This is a genomic window from Ruegeria sp. B11, assembly GCF_056539785.1.
In genome coordinates, this window is sequence record NZ_JBQFVO010000001.1 from 723004 (window position 1) to 738748 (window position 15745).

The following is a 15745-nucleotide window of genomic DNA, read 5'->3' on the forward strand; positions in this document are numbered from 1 at the left end:
GTGACACCAATCGGCAGTTACAGGCCGTCGCGCATGATTCCATGCCCGATCGTGATTCTTGGATGCCGGGGTCTGACGGGGATGCCCACGTGATCCTCGACCGCTATTTTGCCCGCCGCTTTATTCAAAGCTTTCTTGTTATCGGCGGTATTTTTCTGACCTTGATGATCCTGATCGATCTGATCGAACAGGTGCGGCGGTTCGATGGTGTTGACCTATCCTTTGGCCAGTTGCTGCAACTGACGTTGCTGAACACACCGGCCGCGATCAGCGAGATGTTACCCCTGCTGATGATCCTGGCCACCATCGCGCTGTTTGTCGGCCTCGCCCGCAGCTCCGAACTGGTGGTGACCCGCGCAATCGGGCGATCCGGTATCCGAGCCCTGCTAGCGCCCGTGTTGCTTGCGCTGACCATCGGCGCACTTGCTGTGACTTTGCTGAATCCCATCGCGGCCGCGACGTCGGAAGAGTTCCAACGTTTGTCCGATGGCTATCGCAACCAGGGTGGTTCAGCCCTGTCCATCAGCCGCGAGGGGTTGTGGTTGCGCCAGAGCTCAGCCAACGGTCAGTCGGTGATTCACGCAACCGGCACTGTCAATGGCGACCGGTTCGCCCTGCGGAACGTGACCATCACAACGTTCTCATCCGACGGCAAGCCGAACCAGCAAATCTCGGCCCAGAAAGCTGATCTGGAGGATGGATTCTGGACCTTGCATCAGGCCAAAATCTGGCCCATTCAGGACGACCTCAATCCCGAAGCAAATGCCACCAGCCATGAGATCCTGAACCTACCCACAACGCTGACCAGAGACCGGATTCTGGACACTCTCGGGCAAAAGGATTCAGTTTCGGTCTATGATCTGCCGCAGTTGATTCGTGATCTGGGCGAGGCGGGATTTTCAACCAAGCAATATGAGGTCTGGCTGCAAGTACAACTTGCGCGACCCCTGTTTCTGGTTTCGATGGTTCTGATCGGGGCCGCCTTCACAATGCGCCATGTCCGGTTCGGCGGCACCGGAGTTGCCGTGCTGACCGCTGTATTGCTGGGGTTCGGTATCTACTTCATCCGGAATTTCGCCCAAATTCTTGGCGAAAACGGGCAATTACCTATTCTGGTCTCGGCCTGGGCCCCACCCTTTGCGGGCATTCTACTGTCTCTGGGCCTGTTGCTCCATGCGGAGGATGGCTGATGCGCTCCGTCCTGTCTTTGTTGCTGTCGAGCGCACTGATCCTCTCGCTGCCAGCAGCAGTTGCCGCACAGTCCGAACCAGAAGGTGCCGCCAGCGAGGCTGACGCGACTGAACAGAATCAACCCGCCCTACTGGTGGCCGATGAGATATTCATTACCCCGGATCGCAAACTGGTCGCAGAGGGGAATGTCGAGGCCTTCCAAGGCGACGTCAAACTGACAGCGCAAAGCGTCACCTATGATCGCGAAACCGGCGAGTTGACCCTGACCGGCCCAATCCGGATCGATCAGGGCGGAAACAGCACATTGCTGGCCGATTCCGCGCAGTTGGACAGCGGGATACAAAATGGCCTTTTGATGGGTGCGCGCATGGTCTTTGACCAGCAAGTGCAGATCGCCTCAGTCCAGGCCACCCGTGCGGCAGGTCGCTACACGCAATTCAGCAAGGTCGCCGCAACCTCATGTCATGTCTGCGCGAATGGCAGACCCCCGATCTGGCAAATTCGCGCCCGTAAAGTGACCCATGACCAGCTTGAACGGCAGCTCTATTTCGAAGGCGCACAGTTCCGAATACTTGATGTCCCGGTCTTCTACTTTCCCACGCTGCGCCTACCCGACCCGACACTTGAGCGGGCGACCGGCTTTCTCGTGCCGTCGATCCGCACCACTTCGCAACTGGGCACTGGCGTTCAGGTGCCGTATTTCTTCAAGATCGGAGATCACAAGGACCTGACTCTGACGCCGTATCTGTCGTCCAAGACCCGCACACTTGGGTTTCGTTACCGACAGGCATTCAAACGCGGGCGCATTCGGCTGCGGGGCTCTTATACACGCGACGACCTGCAGCCCGGTCAGGATCGGGGGTATTTCTTCGCCGATGGCCGGTTCGGTCTTGGAAATGACTACCGGCTGACATTCGACATCAAAACAACTTCGGATGACTCGTATCTGGCAGATTACGGCTTGCCCGATTTTGACCGCCTTCGTAGCGAAATTGCACTTGAGCGGATCAAGCGTGATACGGCGTTCAGAACCAGCTTCATCCACTACAAGTCCCTTCGGGATAGCGAAAATCAGGATGAAATCCCATCGCGTGTCTTCGACATCAACTATCGAAAGCGACTCTTCCCCAGCACCTTAGGAGGTGAAGTTGAACTAAGCCTCGATGGTCACACCCACACGCGAACCAGTGACGAAGATATTATTGGTCGCGACGTCGCCAGGGCAACATTCGATGCGGAATGGCTGCGCAACTGGACCTTTGCGACCGGATTACGTGCAGAAGCATTGGTGGGCGCGTCAGTGGATACGTTCAATATCCGCAATGACAGCGAGTTTCCGAACAATGTAACCCGCTCGACCCCGCGTGCAGCTTTTACCCTGCGCTACCCCATGCTGCGCCGCGAGCAGTCCGGTGCAACACAAATCCTTGAGCCAATCGCGCAAATTGGTTGGACGCATGTTTCGAACAATGACGTTCCCAACGATGAAAGTACCTTTCAGGAACTCGATCAGGGCAATCTTTTGTCCCTTTCGCGCTTTCCGGCCCCCGACCGCCGCGAAGACGGTGCAACAGCCGTTGTGGGCCTGAACTGGTCTCGGTACAACGCTGACGGCTGGCGGGCGCTGGCGACAATCGGACAGGTCTTCCGGTCCGATGCGGATCCGGATTTCACGCTCACATCGGGGCTGCAGGGTACCAAGTCCGACATTCTGCTTGCCGGGCAATTGAATAACGGCAAGGGGCTGACATTGGCCGCGCGTGGGCTTTTAAACAGCGATTTCAGTTTTACCAAAGCTGAAATTCGTGCAGGCTGGTCTAGTGGAGATACGGCAATCTCCGGCGGTTACATCTGGCTCGAACCTGATCCTGCTGAAGCGAATAATGATGAAATCTCGGAATTACGGGTGAGCGGTCGCTACCGCGTAGATCAGAATTGGTTGACCCGAGCCAACGCACGCTATGATTTCAGCGAATCTGAACCACTCCGCCTTGGGTTCGGCGTGACCTACGAAAATGAGTGTGTGCAGGTAAATGTGAACGTCAACAGACGCTTTACCTCCACATCAAGTATTGAGCCTTCGACAGAATTCGGCTTTACCGTTGCCCTGACAGGGTATTCCGTCGAAGGCGATGGACAGAAGTTTAAGAGAAGATGCAGTTGATCTCAGGTTTCACAAAATCTCTCCGCTCTGGCTGCCGTAGATCGGTGCTGCCGGTGCTGGCTGCCGCGCTTGTTGCAATGGCCACACCACAGGTCCAGGCTCAAAGCCTGTTCTCGCCTGCAATCCGGGTCAATCAGGACATTGTCACCTGGTATGAGCTTCAACAACGTCAGCAGTTTCTCGAACTGCTCGGCGTTCCGGGCAGTTCCGAGCGCGAAGTCCGCGAAGCCTTGATCGAGGATCGTTTGCGCAAACAGGCGATGCGCGATGCCGGCATCGAAGCCGCGCCCGAAGATATCCAGACCGGGATTGATGAATTCGCCTCGCGTGGCAACCTCAGCAGCGAAGAGTTTCTGCAACTGCTCAACGATGCGGGCGTATCAAAGGAAACCGTACGGGATTTTGTCGCCGATCAATTGTCCTGGCGCGACTTTGTCAGTACCCGCTTTCTGTCGCAGGCTCGCCCCTCGGAAGATGAGATCAACCGTGCTTTGGGTCAGGGTGGCGGCGGCGGCCTGCAGGTTCTGTTGTCCGAAATTATCATTCCGGTAACACCGCAGACCCTGGCGCAGGCTGAAGCCCTGGCCGATGAAATCTCACAGCTTCCCGATCAAGACAGCTTTTCTTCGGCTGCTACGCAATACTCTGCCGCTGCCACACGCGAGAATGGCGGGCGACTGGATTGGCTGTCGCTCAACAACCTGCCTCCGGCCCTGCAACCCGTCATTCTGGGCTTGAAAAACGGTGAGATCACTGACCCACTTTCGCTCCCGAACGCCGTGGCTCTGTTCCAGATGCGCGGCATCCGCGAAGTTGCCGCAGGTGCCCCAACCTATTCCGAGATCGACTACGCGATCTACTACCTTCCCGGCGGCCGCAGCGCCGAAACGCTTGCAAAAGCCGAAAAGCTCAAGGAAGAGATCGACACCTGCGATGACCTCTACGGCATCGCCAAAGATCAATCGCCCGACGTGCTGGAACGCCTTACCCAAAGCCCCTCGGCGATTCCACGCGACGTAGTGTTTGAGCTGGCCAAGCTTGATCCAAATGAGGCATCGGCCACGCTGACGCGCAACAACGGGCAGACGCTGATGTTCCTGATGCTGTGCAATCGCACCCGCAACCTGGGCGAAGATACCACCCGTGTGGACGTGGCAAACGCACTGACCCAGCAACGGTTACAGGCCCTTGCAAACAGCCTGCTGGAACAGCTGAGGGCCGACGCTGTCATCATCGAACAATGATCGCCCCAATCGCGCTAAGCTGTGGTGAGCCCGCCGGGATCGGACCCGAAATCGCAGCCAAAGCTTGGGCAGCCCTGCGCGATACCTGTCCGTTCTTCTACATCGGCGACGCATCACATTTGCCCGATGGAACACCCATTACCCGGATCGCCGACCCGTCTGAGGCAATATCGGCCAGCGCCTCGGCCCTCCCGGTTCTGCATTTCGACTTCCCCGCCCCGAACACGCCCGGCCACCCTGATCCGGCTAACGCACTTTCGGTCATCGATTCTATTGAAAAGGGTGTTGAGTTGGTGAGTTCCGGTGCAGCTTCTGCACTTTGTACCGCGCCGATCCACAAAAAGGCGCTGATCGACGGTGCGGGCTTTGCCTTCCCTGGCCATACCGAATTTCTTGCGGCGTTGGCAGGCCGGTCGCGCGTGGTAATGATGCTTGCCAGCGAACAGCTCCGCGTGGTTCCGGCCACCATCCACATCCCGCTCTCCCAGGTCCCAAGCGCACTCACCCCAGAAGTGCTGCAAGAAACCATCGAGATCACCGCCCAAGGCCTGCGCACCCAATTCGGCATCCCCCACCCTCGCATCGCCATCGCGGGGCTGAACCCCCATGCTGGCGAAGGCGGGAAAATGGGTACGGAAGAGCTTGACTGGATCGCGCCACTGATCGCAGACCTCAATCCAGTCGATTGCACCGTGACCGGACCCCACCCGGCAGACACTATGTTCCACGCCGCGGCGCGCACGCGATATGATGCCGCGATCGCGATGTATCACGACCAGGCCCTGATCCCGATCAAGACACTGGATTTCGACCGCGGTGTGAACGTAACCTTGGGCCTGCCCTTCGTCCGGACCTCGCCGGATCACGGCACCGCTCTGGACATCGCGGGCCAAAGCCGCGCGACCGCCACCAGCCTGATCGAGGCCCTGAAACTCGCCCAGCGAATGGCGCAGTCCCGCTAATGCTTCATCTGGCCCCAAATACCTCCGCCGGAGGCAAAAAAATCTCTGGCGCTCTCCCCGCAACCCGCGCGACGGTAAAGTCATGAGCGCCATCGACTCCCTTCCCCCGCTGCGCGAGGTTATCGCAACTCACCAGCTTTCGGCCCGCAAGTCGCTGGGCCAAAACTTCCTGCTCGACCTCAACCTGACAGCCAAGATCGCGCGGCAGGCGGGTGACCTGACTCAATGCGATGTCCTTGAAATCGGCCCAGGCCCCGGAGGTCTGACTCGCGGGCTTCTGTCCGAAGGCGCGCGCAAGGTCGTGGCCGTGGAAAAGGACACCCGCTGCATCGCCGCCCTGAACGACATCGCCACCGCCTATCCGGGCCAGCTGGAAGTGATCAACGGCGACGCGCTGGAAATCGACCCGCTGGCCCATCTGACGCCTCCGATCCGGGTGGCCGCCAACCTGCCCTACAATGTCGGGACCGAGCTTCTGGTCCGCTGGCTCACCCCGCCCGAATGGCCGCCCTTCTGGCAGAGCCTGACCCTTATGTTTCAACGTGAAGTGGCCGAGCGGATCGTCGCCCAACCCGGCAGCAAGGCCTATGGCCGCCTCGCCATCCTTGCCCAATGGCGGGCCGAAGCGCGCATTGCAATGTCCCTGCCACCCGGAGCCTTCACTCCACCGCCCAAGGTCTCAAGCGCCGTGGTTCACCTGACTGCCCTGCCCGAACCCCGCTATCCCGCTGACGCCGCAACCCTGTCGCGCGTGGTTGCCACAGCCTTCAATCAGCGCCGCAAAATGCTGCGGGCCTCACTGAAAGGGGCAGCGCCAGATATCGAGGACCGCCTGATCGCAGCCGGTATCAAACCCACCGACCGTGCCGAGCAGATCCCGCTCGAAGCCTTCTGCGCGCTCGCGCGCGAAATTCGCAAACCCTGAACGAAAAAACCCCAGGCCTTTGCCCGGGGTTTTCATTCAATTCATGATCAAAAAGCGCTTATTCAGCTGCCTCGGGTGCGTCGCCCTTGTCAGCGGGTGCATCCTCAGCCGCAGGGGTGGCAGCCTTTGGCTTCCGGGTGCGCGGGCGGCGCGGCTTTTCCTTACGCTCGGTCGCTTCGGGTTGCTCGGCATCCTTGCTTTCCGGCGTCTCGACCAGCCCTGTATCGGGCGCAGCCGCCTCATTCCCGAAATCCACAACGTCCGGCTGCGGAGCCTCGGCCGGATCGGCCTGACGGGCTGCTTCGCGTTCCTGACGCTCGGCGCGTTCACGATCACGCTCAGCCTGTCGTTCGCGGTTCTGGCGCTCTTGTTCTTCGCGGCGCGCTTCGATCTCGCGCTGCGCTTCGCTTAGCATGCGCAGATAGTGCTCGGCGTGTTGCTGAAAGTTCTCAGCCGCCACGCGGTCATTCGACAACTGGGCGTCGCGCGCCAATTGGTTGTATTTGTCAATGATCTGCTGCGGTGTGCCACGCACCTTGCCTTCGGGGCCCGAGCTGTCAAAAACCCGGTTTACGACGTTTCCGCCAGAAGGACGATTGCGGTTGTTCTTGGCCCGCGAGCGGGATTTGGAAGATCTCATCTTACTTTACGTCAGCCTTATCAATTCACTGTCGATCAACCCGTATCTAACGCTGCTCAGTGGCTTGTGCCGTTACGCGCTATCGACTTTTTGGGCTTGGCGTCAGGGGTGCGCTGAAACAGCGTCAACCTCGCCGACTAATCCTGAGTAAACATGTCCTGAGCGTTCAGACAAGGGGATTCTCGAAAATGTCGCAGCTTTTTTACATCAATCGGCATTTTTCGGCCTCAGTTTCGCTTAGAAGGCGGCATTCTGGCCCCCACAACACGATCACGCCCGTCCAGATCTGGGATCACCTTTACGCCGGTCAAACCAGCGGCATCAAAAAGGGCAGAAACATAAGCGCCCTGTGTCGGGCCAATTTCAACCAGGATACGCCCGCCGGGCATCAGATAATCCGGGGCCGACGCCGCAATACGGCGATAGGCATCCAAACCGTCGCCCTCATCCGTCAGCGCCATGCGCGGCTCATGTTCGCGCACTTCAGGGGAAAGCGCATGCATCTCGTCCGCTGAAATATAGGGCGGATTCGAAACAATCAGATCGAACTGACCCTCAATGTTTTCGAACCAGTCAGATTGCCGAATCTCGGCGCGCGCCTGTACCTTATGCTGAACCGCATTGGCGCTGGCCTGCAGACAGGCAGCTTCGCTGAGGTCGGCGCCGACGCCCGAGGCACTCGCCCGCTCGGCCAGCAAGGTGATCAGGATACAGCCCGAGCCCACACCCAAATCGAGTACATGGTCAAACGGCTCACTCAGCGCCGCCTCGATCAAAGCCTCGGTTTCGGGGCGTGGATCAAGCACATCGCGGCTGACCCGGAACCGGCGGCCATAGAATTCCCGCTCGCCCAACAGATGCGACACCGGCACACGGATGGCCCGCAGCGAAATTAGCTGGTCATAGCGTTCCGCAATATCGACAGGCAGTTCTTCGGGCGCGATCAGAGTCACCCGGCTGGCCTCGATCCGCGCCGCATGCGCCAGCAGCACCCGCGCATCCCGCGCTGGATCAGGCACACCGGCTGCGCGCAAACGTGCGGTTGCAGCGACCATGGCCTGCGCGGCTGTCAGCGCCGCAATCATTGCGCCATTTCGGCCAGAAGCCGAGCCTGATCATCTGCGGTCAGCGCGTCGATCACCTCATCAAGATCGCCCTGCATCACCTGATCCAGCTTATAAAGCGTCAGGTTGATGCGGTGATCCGTCATGCGGCCTTGCGGGAAGTTATACGTCCTAATCCGTTCCGACCGGTCACCTGAACCGACCTGACTGGCGCGATCCGCCGAGCGTTCGCTGTCGATCCGCTGCCGTTCAAGATCATAAAGGCGCGTTTTCAGCACCTGCATCGCTATCTCACGGTTTCGGTGCTGGGATTTCTCGGAACTGGTCACCACGATACCGCTGGGCAAGTGGGTAATCCGCACAGCAGAATCCGTCGTGTTCACGTGCTGCCCCCCAGCGCCCGAGCTGCGCATCGTGTCAATACGGATGTCATTGGCATCGATCTGAATGTCCACATCCTCGGCCTCTGGCAAAACCGCCACCGTCGCCGCCGAGGTATGAATGCGCCCACCGCTTTCGGTTTCGGGCACGCGTTGCACGCGATGCACGCCGGATTCGTACTTCATCCGCGCAAAGACATTGTCGCCCTTGATATGTGCCACCACCTCTTTGACCCCACCAAGATCAGACGCTTGTTCCTCGATGATCTCGAACTGCCAGCCCCGCGCTTCGGCATAGCGTTGATACATGCGCAACAGGTCTCCGGCGAACAGCGCGGCCTCATCCCCGCCGGTGCCGGGGCGAATTTCCAGCATTGCCGGGCGCGCATCAGCCGCATCTTTGGGCAACAGCGCCAGCTGCAAGGCATGCTCCGCCTCGGGGATACGCGCCTGCAGTTCTGGAATTTCCTCTTCGGCTAGCTCTTTCATGTCCGGGTCGGACAGCATTGCCTCGGCCTCGGCCAGATCTGAAACCAGCTGACGCCACGCCATGATCTGATCGACCACCGGCTTGAGGTCGGAATATTCCTTTGCCAAAACTGCAATATCCCCGCCCGAGGCACCATCCGCCATGGCCGCTTCGAGGTATTGGAATCGCTGAGTTATCTGTTCAAGGCGTTCTTCGGGGATCATCCGCGCGGTGTCTATCATCCAGAGGCTTTGGTCAAGGCCCTGCCTTGTGCTAGGCTTGGGCCATGAAGCGACTGATCTTAGCCCTGACACTCATTGCGACGCCCGGAATGGCCGATGTTGTTGGCCCCGGAGGCAAGGTGCAAGATTGCTATTGCACCGACAAATCCGGCACCCGCATCGAGTTGGGAGAGATGATATGCCTGCAGGTCGACGGCCGCATGTTCATGGCCCAATGCCAGATGTCGCTGAACGTGCCCATGTGGCGCGAGGTGCAAGAGGGCTGTTTGTCGTCAGGGTTGCAGCAAAGCAAGCCATTGGGTGACCCGGTCCCGATTAACGCCGAAATCTTTCCGGCCAAATCTTAATCTGGCATAGATACGCAGCGTATCACCGTCTTGCTGCACGGTGGTGTAGTCGGGAAACCCGAATACCTTGGTACGGGTGATATAGGTGATCATGCCCTCTTCTAGAGATCCGGCCAGAACACTGGTGCGTGGTGTTGCGCGCGCAATTTTATCGAGACGCGCCAGCCCATCAGGACCGGTTTCGACGACTCGAACGACACCACCCTTCAGGTCTCGTTCCGCGTCTTCAGGGGCCACATGCCAGCGCACAGGATCTGAAGGCGCAAGTCTGATATAGGCACCCATTGCAAGGCCCACCGCAATCAACAGCCACAGCACCATTTTCATCTGCCCATTCATTCCCGCTATGCCCTGCTTACTCGGTCAGAGGATGGCGTCGCACCCCTATCGTGACGTCACTCCGGGCAGAATGCACAGCATCTCGAACAGTAGATTGGCTGCGGTCAGTGCCGTATTGCCCGACGGATCATAGGGTGGAGATACTTCGACCAGATCGCAGCCCACCACGTTCATGCCCGCCAGCGCATGGATCAACTGCAGCGCCTGCGGAGTGGTCAGACCTGCGATCTCGGGCGTGCCTGTTCCGGGTGCATAGGCCGGATCGAGGCTGTCGATATCGTAGGTGATATAGACCGGGTGATCGTCAACAGTTTTACGGATCAAAGAGCCGATTTCGGTCAGGTTCTGTTGCCACAGCTCCCACGCCGGGTACTGACGGAACCCCCAACCCTGTGCCTCGGTAAAGTCGCTGGCGGCGTAACCCGAGCCTCGAATGCCGATCTGAAAGGTCTTGTCAGGGACAATCAGCCCTTCCTCATAGGCGCGCCGGAAGACAGTGCCGTGGGTTTCCATTTCACCGAACATCTCATCATTCACGTCAGCATGAGCGTCCACGTGCACCAGAGCCACAGGCCCGTGCTTGGCTGCCATCGCCCGCAGGATCGGCAAAGTGATCGAGTGATCCCCACCTATCGCCACTGGTACAACACCTTGCGCCAAAATGCCGTCATAGCTTTCCTTGATGATCCTAAGACTATCGGCGAGCGAGAAAGTGTTGATCGCCAGATCGCCGATATCTGCGATCTGCAAATGGTCGAACGGTGCCGCGCCATTGGACATGTTATAGGGCCGGATCATCGCACTTTCACTGCGAATCTGCTTGGGTCCGAACCGTGTGCCCGACCGCCACGAAGTGCCGATATCCATCGGAACCCCGAGGATCGCCACATCCAGCCCGTCCAGCGACGACGCCTGTGGCAACCGCATAAACGTGTTCGGCCCCGAAAACCGTGCCAGATCATTGCCGCCAATCGGTTGGTTGTATTGGGTCATGTGATGTCTCCGATCCGGTGCCTTAACCAAGCAGATACCGGGATTATGCCTAACCAAAGGTTAAGGCTTCACCAGCTTGTTCCACCCCAAAAGGCAAATGATCTGTGTTGCCACATGAGCCCCCGCAATCGCCGTCGCACCAGAGGTATCGTATGGCGGAGATACCTCAACCACATCGCCGCCCTTGATGTTGATCCCGGCAATGTCGCGCAGGATGATTTGCGCCTGGATGGAGCTCAGCCCACCCCAGACCGGCGTACCAGTACCGGGCGCAAAAGCAGGGTCCAGACCGTCGATGTCGAAGCTCAGGTACACGGGGCTGTCGCCCAGAATACCCCTGATCTTCTGCGCCACCGCGGCTGGGCCGGATTCGTAAACCTCGCGCGCGTCGATGATGTTGACGCCCAACGTGTCTTCGTTGGTGGTGCGAATGCCCACCTGAACCGAGCGTTTCGGATCAACCAACCCCGATTTTACCGCCTTGTAGAACATCGTTCCGTGGTCCACGCGGGACATGTCGTCATCTGCCCAGGTGTCGGTATGCGCATCGAATTGCAGCAGTGACATTGGCCCATATTTCTCGGCATAGGCCTTAAGGATCGGGAAGCTGATATAGTGATCCCCTCCCAGCGTGACCGAAGCCACATCCGCCGCCAAAATGGTACGGATATGATCGGTCAGCGTGTCGGGAAAGGCCGGGATATTGGCATAGTCATAGGCCATATCTCCATAATCCACGATCGCCAACTCGCTGAGCGCGTCAAAGGGCCAGCCATAGGGTGCATCCGGGGATTGCAACGCGCTCGCCTCACGGATTGCGCGCGGCCCCAGACGGGTTCCGGGGCGATTTGTCACCGCCTGATCGAAAGGCACGCCGGTTACCGCGATATCCGCACCCGTCAGGTCTTTGGTATAAAGCCGCCGCAGGAATGAAGTCGCGCCGCCAAAGGTGTTTTCATAGGACAGCCCCTTAAGATCGGGGTTGGTGAATGCCTCATCCACCTGGTTCTTTGCATCTTCCAGTGCCATGTCTTTTCCCTGTCAGCCCAACGGCTGTGCCTTTTCGACGATCCGTGCGAAGAAGGACGCTCCGATCGGCGCGACGTCGTCATTGAAGTTGTATTTCGGATGGTGCAGCCCCGCGCCATCTCCTTGCCCCATGAACAAGTAAGCACCAGGTCGGGCCTGCAGCATGTAGGAAAAATCTTCTGCCCCCATCTCACGCCCAGCATCATCTTTCACGCGTTCCGTGCCGGATACATCCCGCGCCACTTCAGCCGCGAATGCCGCCTTGTCGGCGTCATTGATGGTGGCAGGATAACCCTCCTGATAGTCCAGCTTGGCCTCAACACCGTACGAGGCCGCCTGCCCTGCCACGATCTGCGCCATTCTCTCTTTGACCATCCTTTGCACGGCCGGATCAAAGGTGCGAACGGTGCCGTTCAGATAAGCGGTGTCAGGGATCACGTTATTCACTGTTCCGGTGTGTATCTGCGTCACCGACACCACCAGATCGTCCAGCGCATAGTGGTTGCGGCTGACGATGGTTTGGATCGCCTGCGCCATTCCGCAAGCCGCCATCACCGGGTCGCGCGTCTCATGCGGCATGGCCCCGTGGCCGCCCACGCCCTGAATATGGATCTCAAACGTATCTACTGCGGCCATCAGCGGCCCCGGCGTGGTTTCGAACAGCCCCTCGGGCCGACCCGGAGTGTTATGGATGCCGTAAACCTCAGAGATATTGAACCGATCCATGATGCCTTCTTCAACCATCACGCCCGCGCCGCCGCCCTCTTCCTCGGCAGGCTGAAAGATCAGCGCAACGCGGCCCGCGAAATTCCGCGTTTCGGCCAGATAGCGCGCAGCACCCAGCAGCATGGTTGTGTGCCCGTCATGACCGCAGGCATGCATCTTACCGGGGTTCTTCGAGGCGTAATCCACGCCCGTTTCCTCGGTAATCGGCAATGCATCCATGTCAGCGCGCAGACCAATAGTCGGTCCCTCGCCCTGCCCGTTGATGATCGCGACCATGCCGGTTTTGGCGATTCCCTCATGCAGTTCATCCACCCCAAACTCGCGCAGACGCTCGGCCACAAAGGCGGCGGTCTCATAGCATTCGAACTCCAATTCGGGGATGGTGTGAAGGTGCTGGCGCCACTTGGTCATATCAGCGGCGTAATCGGCAATTCGGTTGACGACGGGCATCTGGGGTGGACTCCTGATCCTGACTGCGGGATGGATGCATCTGACACCGGAACGAAAGGGTTCGCAATGGCCGAAAATCCTCTGATCCACAACACGGACGCAGGTATCGAGCGTTTGCTGGAAATCATGCGCCGCCTGCGCGACCCTCAATCCGGTTGCCCGTGGGATATCGAACAGGATTTTTCGACCATCGCGCCCTATACGATCGAAGAAGCCTATGAAGTCGCCGATGCCATCGAACGCGAGGCTTATGACGAATTGAAGGGAGAGCTGGGCGACCTGCTGTTCCAATCCGTCTTCCACGCGCAAATGGCTGAAGAGGCTGGGCATTTTACCTTTCAGGACGTGGTGCGCACCATGTCGGACAAGATGGTTACCCGTCACCCACATGTTTTCGGTGATGAGTCCCGAGACAAGTCGGCGGATCAACAGACAAAGGACTGGGAAACCATCAAAGCCGCCGAACGTGCGGGCAAAGAACAAAAAGGTGCACTAGACGGTGTCGCCGCCAACCTGCCCGCCCTGCTACGCGCACATAAGCTGCAGAAACGTGCCGCGCGCGTAGGGTTCGACTGGCCTGACGCCAGCCATGTGCTCGCCAAGATCACCGAGGAAGCCGCTGAGCTGGAAGAGGCGTGCGACAGCATGGATGCCGACGCGCTTGAGGATGAATTCGGCGATCTGCTGTTCGTGATTGTCAACCTCGGCCGCCACTTAGGCATCGAACCCGAGGCCGCCCTGCGCCGCACAAACGCCAAGTTTACTCGTCGTTTTGAGAAGGTCGAAGCCCGGCTGGCCGAACGCGGAAAAACGCCCACCCAAAGTGATCTGGCCGAAATGGACGCACTGTGGGACCAGGTGAAAATCGAGGAACACCGCGCCAACGGCAAACTCCCGCCGGTGGATGCTCCGGCAGGCACGTAATTCGGCTAGACAAGTCCCGCGACACTTGCGAGTGTCCGACCTTCACCGCCCCCGGAGACCCCCATGCCCCGCAAGATCATAATCGACACCGATCCCGGACAGGACGACGCCGTCGCCATTCTTCTGGCGCTTGCCAGCCCCGAAGAGATCGAGGTTCTGGGCATCACCGCCGTCGCTGGAAACGTGCCTTTGGAGCTGACCGCCAAAAACGCCCGCATCGTGTGCGAGTTGGCGGGGCACACCGAAATCCCCGTCTACGCCGGATGCGATCGCCCCCTGAAACGCCCGCTCATCACCGCCGAGCATGTGCATGGTAAAACAGGGCTCGACGGCCCTGTTTTGCCAGATCCTGAAATGACTTTGGCCGAGGGTCACGCGGTCGATTTTATCATTGATACCCTACGCGCGCATGAGCCCGGTACAGTGACGCTCTGCCCTCTGGGGCCGCTGACGAACATCGCCACTGCCTTCCAAAAAGCGCCCGACATCATCGACCGGGTGCAGGAAATCGTTCTGATGGGTGGTGCGTATTTTGAGGTTGGAAACATCACACCAGCAGCTGAATTCAACATTTATGTCGACCCGGAAGCTGCTGATATTGTGTTTAAATCCGGCATTCATGTCGTCGTAATGCCATTGGATGTCACACATGATGCGCTGGTCACACCCCATCGCAATGATGCATTCCGGGCATTGGACAGCAAGGTGGGCCATGCAGTGGCAGAGATGACCGATTTCTTCGAACGTTTCGACAAGGAAAAATACGGATCGGAGGGCGCACCGCTGCACGACCCCTGCGTCACCGCCTATCTGATCCGACCCGAGTTGTTCTCGGGCCGCCACATCAATGTTGAGATCGAAACCCAATCAGAATTGACGTTGGGCATGACAGTGGCCGACTGGTGGCGGGTCACTGATCGCGCACCAAACGCCATGTTCATGGGTGACGTGGATGCCCAAGGTTTCTTCGACCTGCTCACAGAAAGACTTGCCCGCCTATGACCGCCGCACTCCGCCTTGCCCGCCCCGACGATCTGGACCGACTGATGGCGCTGGTCGCAGCGTTTCACTCGGAATCCGGCATCGCGCAGGATGACGAGAAACGTCGCAACGCGCTGGCCCCTCTGCTGGATGGAATACCCCATGGGTGCATATATCTGATCGGTCCGGGCCGCGCGCCGCTGGGCTATGTCATCCTCACCTTCGGCTGGTCGGTCGAGTTTGGTGGCATGGATGCCTTTGTAGATGAGATTTACATCCGCCCCGCCGTTCGCGGACGCGGTATCGCCACCGAAGTGCTGCATGATCTCCCCAAGGCGCTGGCCGAGGCCGGTCTGACCGCCCTGCATCTTGAGGTCGACCGAACCAACGAAACCGCGCAGAAACTATACCTGCGGTCAGGTTTTAAACCGCGCGATCGCTACATGCTGATGAGCAAATCGCTTTAGCGCGATTCCCCCCGGAAGATTACCGCCGGATTTGCCATTTCCTGCACCGGATCATCCTGCGAAACCTGCATCCCTGTGATCGGATAGGTCCCAGGCTCTGAACATGCGGCCAGCATCCCCGCGCAAAGCATTGAAATTACGAGAAAGACCTTTGAAGCAGACATATCGTCCCCCTTTCTGCAATGCTTGCAGACTATCGGGAGTCACA

Annotated in this window: 17 protein-coding genes; 9 read left to right on the forward strand and 8 right to left on the reverse strand. The window is 58.9% G+C overall.

From position 1 onward, the window contains the following. Positions 1–89: 89 nt before the first annotated feature. From lptG to rsmA, 5 genes are all read left to right on the forward strand, one after another. The gene (lptG, locus tag ACR0I1_RS03660) at positions 90–1190 is read left to right on the forward strand and encodes an LPS export ABC transporter permease LptG (protein WP_170646596.1); all 1101 of its coding nucleotides are present in this window, start codon (positions 90–92) and stop codon (positions 1188–1190) included. Further along, positions 1190–3355: an LPS assembly protein LptD gene (locus ACR0I1_RS03665; RefSeq protein WP_170422029.1), complete on the forward strand. Its 2166-nt coding sequence runs from the start codon at positions 1190–1192 to the stop codon at positions 3353–3355. Before lptG ends, ACR0I1_RS03665 begins: the two co-directional genes overlap by 1 nt. After that, positions 3346–4599, forward strand: a complete 1254-nt coding sequence (locus ACR0I1_RS03670; protein ID WP_480705008.1) for a peptidylprolyl isomerase — start codon at positions 3346–3348, stop codon at positions 4597–4599. Before ACR0I1_RS03665 ends, ACR0I1_RS03670 begins: the two co-directional genes overlap by 10 nt. Next, positions 4596–5561: a 4-hydroxythreonine-4-phosphate dehydrogenase PdxA gene (pdxA, locus tag ACR0I1_RS03675; RefSeq protein WP_480705010.1), complete on the forward strand. Its 966-nt coding sequence runs from the start codon at positions 4596–4598 to the stop codon at positions 5559–5561. Before ACR0I1_RS03670 ends, pdxA begins: the two co-directional genes overlap by 4 nt. Before the next feature lie 82 nt (positions 5562–5643). Next, on the forward strand, positions 5644–6486 hold the full coding sequence (gene rsmA, locus ACR0I1_RS03680; protein ID WP_170734905.1) for a 16S rRNA (adenine(1518)-N(6)/adenine(1519)-N(6))-dimethyltransferase RsmA: 843 nt from the start codon (positions 5644–5646) through the stop codon (positions 6484–6486). 58 nt (positions 6487–6544) lie between these two features. On the opposite strand, the gene ACR0I1_RS03685 is transcribed toward rsmA, so the two are convergent. The 3 genes from ACR0I1_RS03685 to prfA form a co-directional block, all read right to left on the reverse strand. Further along, positions 6545–7126 carry a DUF4167 domain-containing protein gene (locus ACR0I1_RS03685; protein WP_170396747.1) on the reverse strand — a complete coding sequence of 194 codons (582 nt, stop codon included), beginning with the start codon at positions 7124–7126 and terminating at the stop codon, positions 6545–6547. 227 nt (positions 7127–7353) lie between these two features. Beyond that, positions 7354–8211: a peptide chain release factor N(5)-glutamine methyltransferase gene (prmC, locus tag ACR0I1_RS03690; protein ID WP_480705012.1), complete on the reverse strand. Its 858-nt coding sequence runs from the start codon at positions 8209–8211 to the stop codon at positions 7354–7356. Further along, positions 8208–9263: a peptide chain release factor 1 gene (gene prfA, locus ACR0I1_RS03695; protein ID WP_170646597.1), complete on the reverse strand. Its 1056-nt coding sequence runs from the start codon at positions 9261–9263 to the stop codon at positions 8208–8210. The genes prmC and prfA overlap by 4 nt, the downstream gene beginning before the upstream one ends. Positions 9264–9325: 62 nt before the next feature. Between prfA and ACR0I1_RS03700 the strand changes: the two genes are divergently transcribed. After that, positions 9326–9628 (forward strand): hypothetical protein, encoded by a 303-nt coding sequence (locus tag ACR0I1_RS03700; RefSeq protein WP_170406248.1) that lies wholly within the window; start codon positions 9326–9328, stop codon positions 9626–9628. Here ACR0I1_RS03700 and ACR0I1_RS03705 read toward each other — a convergent pair. Genes ACR0I1_RS03705 through ACR0I1_RS03720 form a run of 4 tightly spaced genes read right to left on the reverse strand, consistent with a single transcriptional unit; the run spans position 9554 to position 13165 of the window. Continuing rightward, the gene (locus ACR0I1_RS03705) at positions 9554–9967 is read right to left on the reverse strand and encodes a DUF1499 domain-containing protein (RefSeq protein WP_480438606.1); all 414 of its coding nucleotides are present in this window, start codon (positions 9965–9967) and stop codon (positions 9554–9556) included. The genes ACR0I1_RS03700 and ACR0I1_RS03705 overlap by 75 nt on opposite strands. A 45-nt stretch (positions 9968–10012) precedes the next feature. Then, positions 10013–10960 (reverse strand): agmatinase, encoded by a 948-nt coding sequence (gene speB / locus ACR0I1_RS03710; protein ID WP_480705014.1) that lies wholly within the window; start codon positions 10958–10960, stop codon positions 10013–10015. A gap of 60 nt (positions 10961–11020) precedes the next feature. Beyond that, positions 11021–11989, reverse strand: coding sequence for an agmatinase (gene speB, locus ACR0I1_RS03715; RefSeq protein ID WP_170509509.1), 969 nt, complete (start codon positions 11987–11989; stop codon positions 11021–11023). A gap of 12 nt (positions 11990–12001) precedes the next feature. Beyond that, positions 12002–13165: a M20 aminoacylase family protein gene (locus tag ACR0I1_RS03720; RefSeq protein WP_480705016.1), complete on the reverse strand. Its 1164-nt coding sequence runs from the start codon at positions 13163–13165 to the stop codon at positions 12002–12004. Positions 13166–13231: 66 nt separating this feature from the next. Here ACR0I1_RS03720 and mazG point away from each other — a divergent pair, with 66 nt between their 5' ends. The 3 genes from mazG (at position 13232) to ACR0I1_RS03735 (ending at position 15537) form a co-directional block, all read left to right on the forward strand. Then, positions 13232–14089 carry a nucleoside triphosphate pyrophosphohydrolase gene (mazG, locus tag ACR0I1_RS03725; protein ID WP_480705018.1) on the forward strand — a complete coding sequence of 286 codons (858 nt, stop codon included), beginning with the start codon at positions 13232–13234 and terminating at the stop codon, positions 14087–14089. Between the two features lie 63 nt (positions 14090–14152). Continuing rightward, positions 14153–15091, forward strand: coding sequence for a nucleoside hydrolase (locus tag ACR0I1_RS03730; protein ID WP_480705020.1), 939 nt, complete (start codon positions 14153–14155; stop codon positions 15089–15091). Further along, positions 15088–15537: a GNAT family N-acetyltransferase gene (locus tag ACR0I1_RS03735; RefSeq protein WP_170422057.1), complete on the forward strand. Its 450-nt coding sequence runs from the start codon at positions 15088–15090 to the stop codon at positions 15535–15537. Before ACR0I1_RS03730 ends, ACR0I1_RS03735 begins: the two co-directional genes overlap by 4 nt. Here the strand turns inward: ACR0I1_RS03735 and ACR0I1_RS03740 are convergent. Then, a complete protein-coding gene (locus ACR0I1_RS03740; RefSeq protein WP_170396730.1) occupies positions 15534–15701 on the reverse strand; it encodes a hypothetical protein in 168 nt (55 codons plus the stop codon). The genes ACR0I1_RS03735 and ACR0I1_RS03740 overlap by 4 nt on opposite strands. Between the last annotated feature and the right edge of the window lie 44 nt (positions 15702–15745).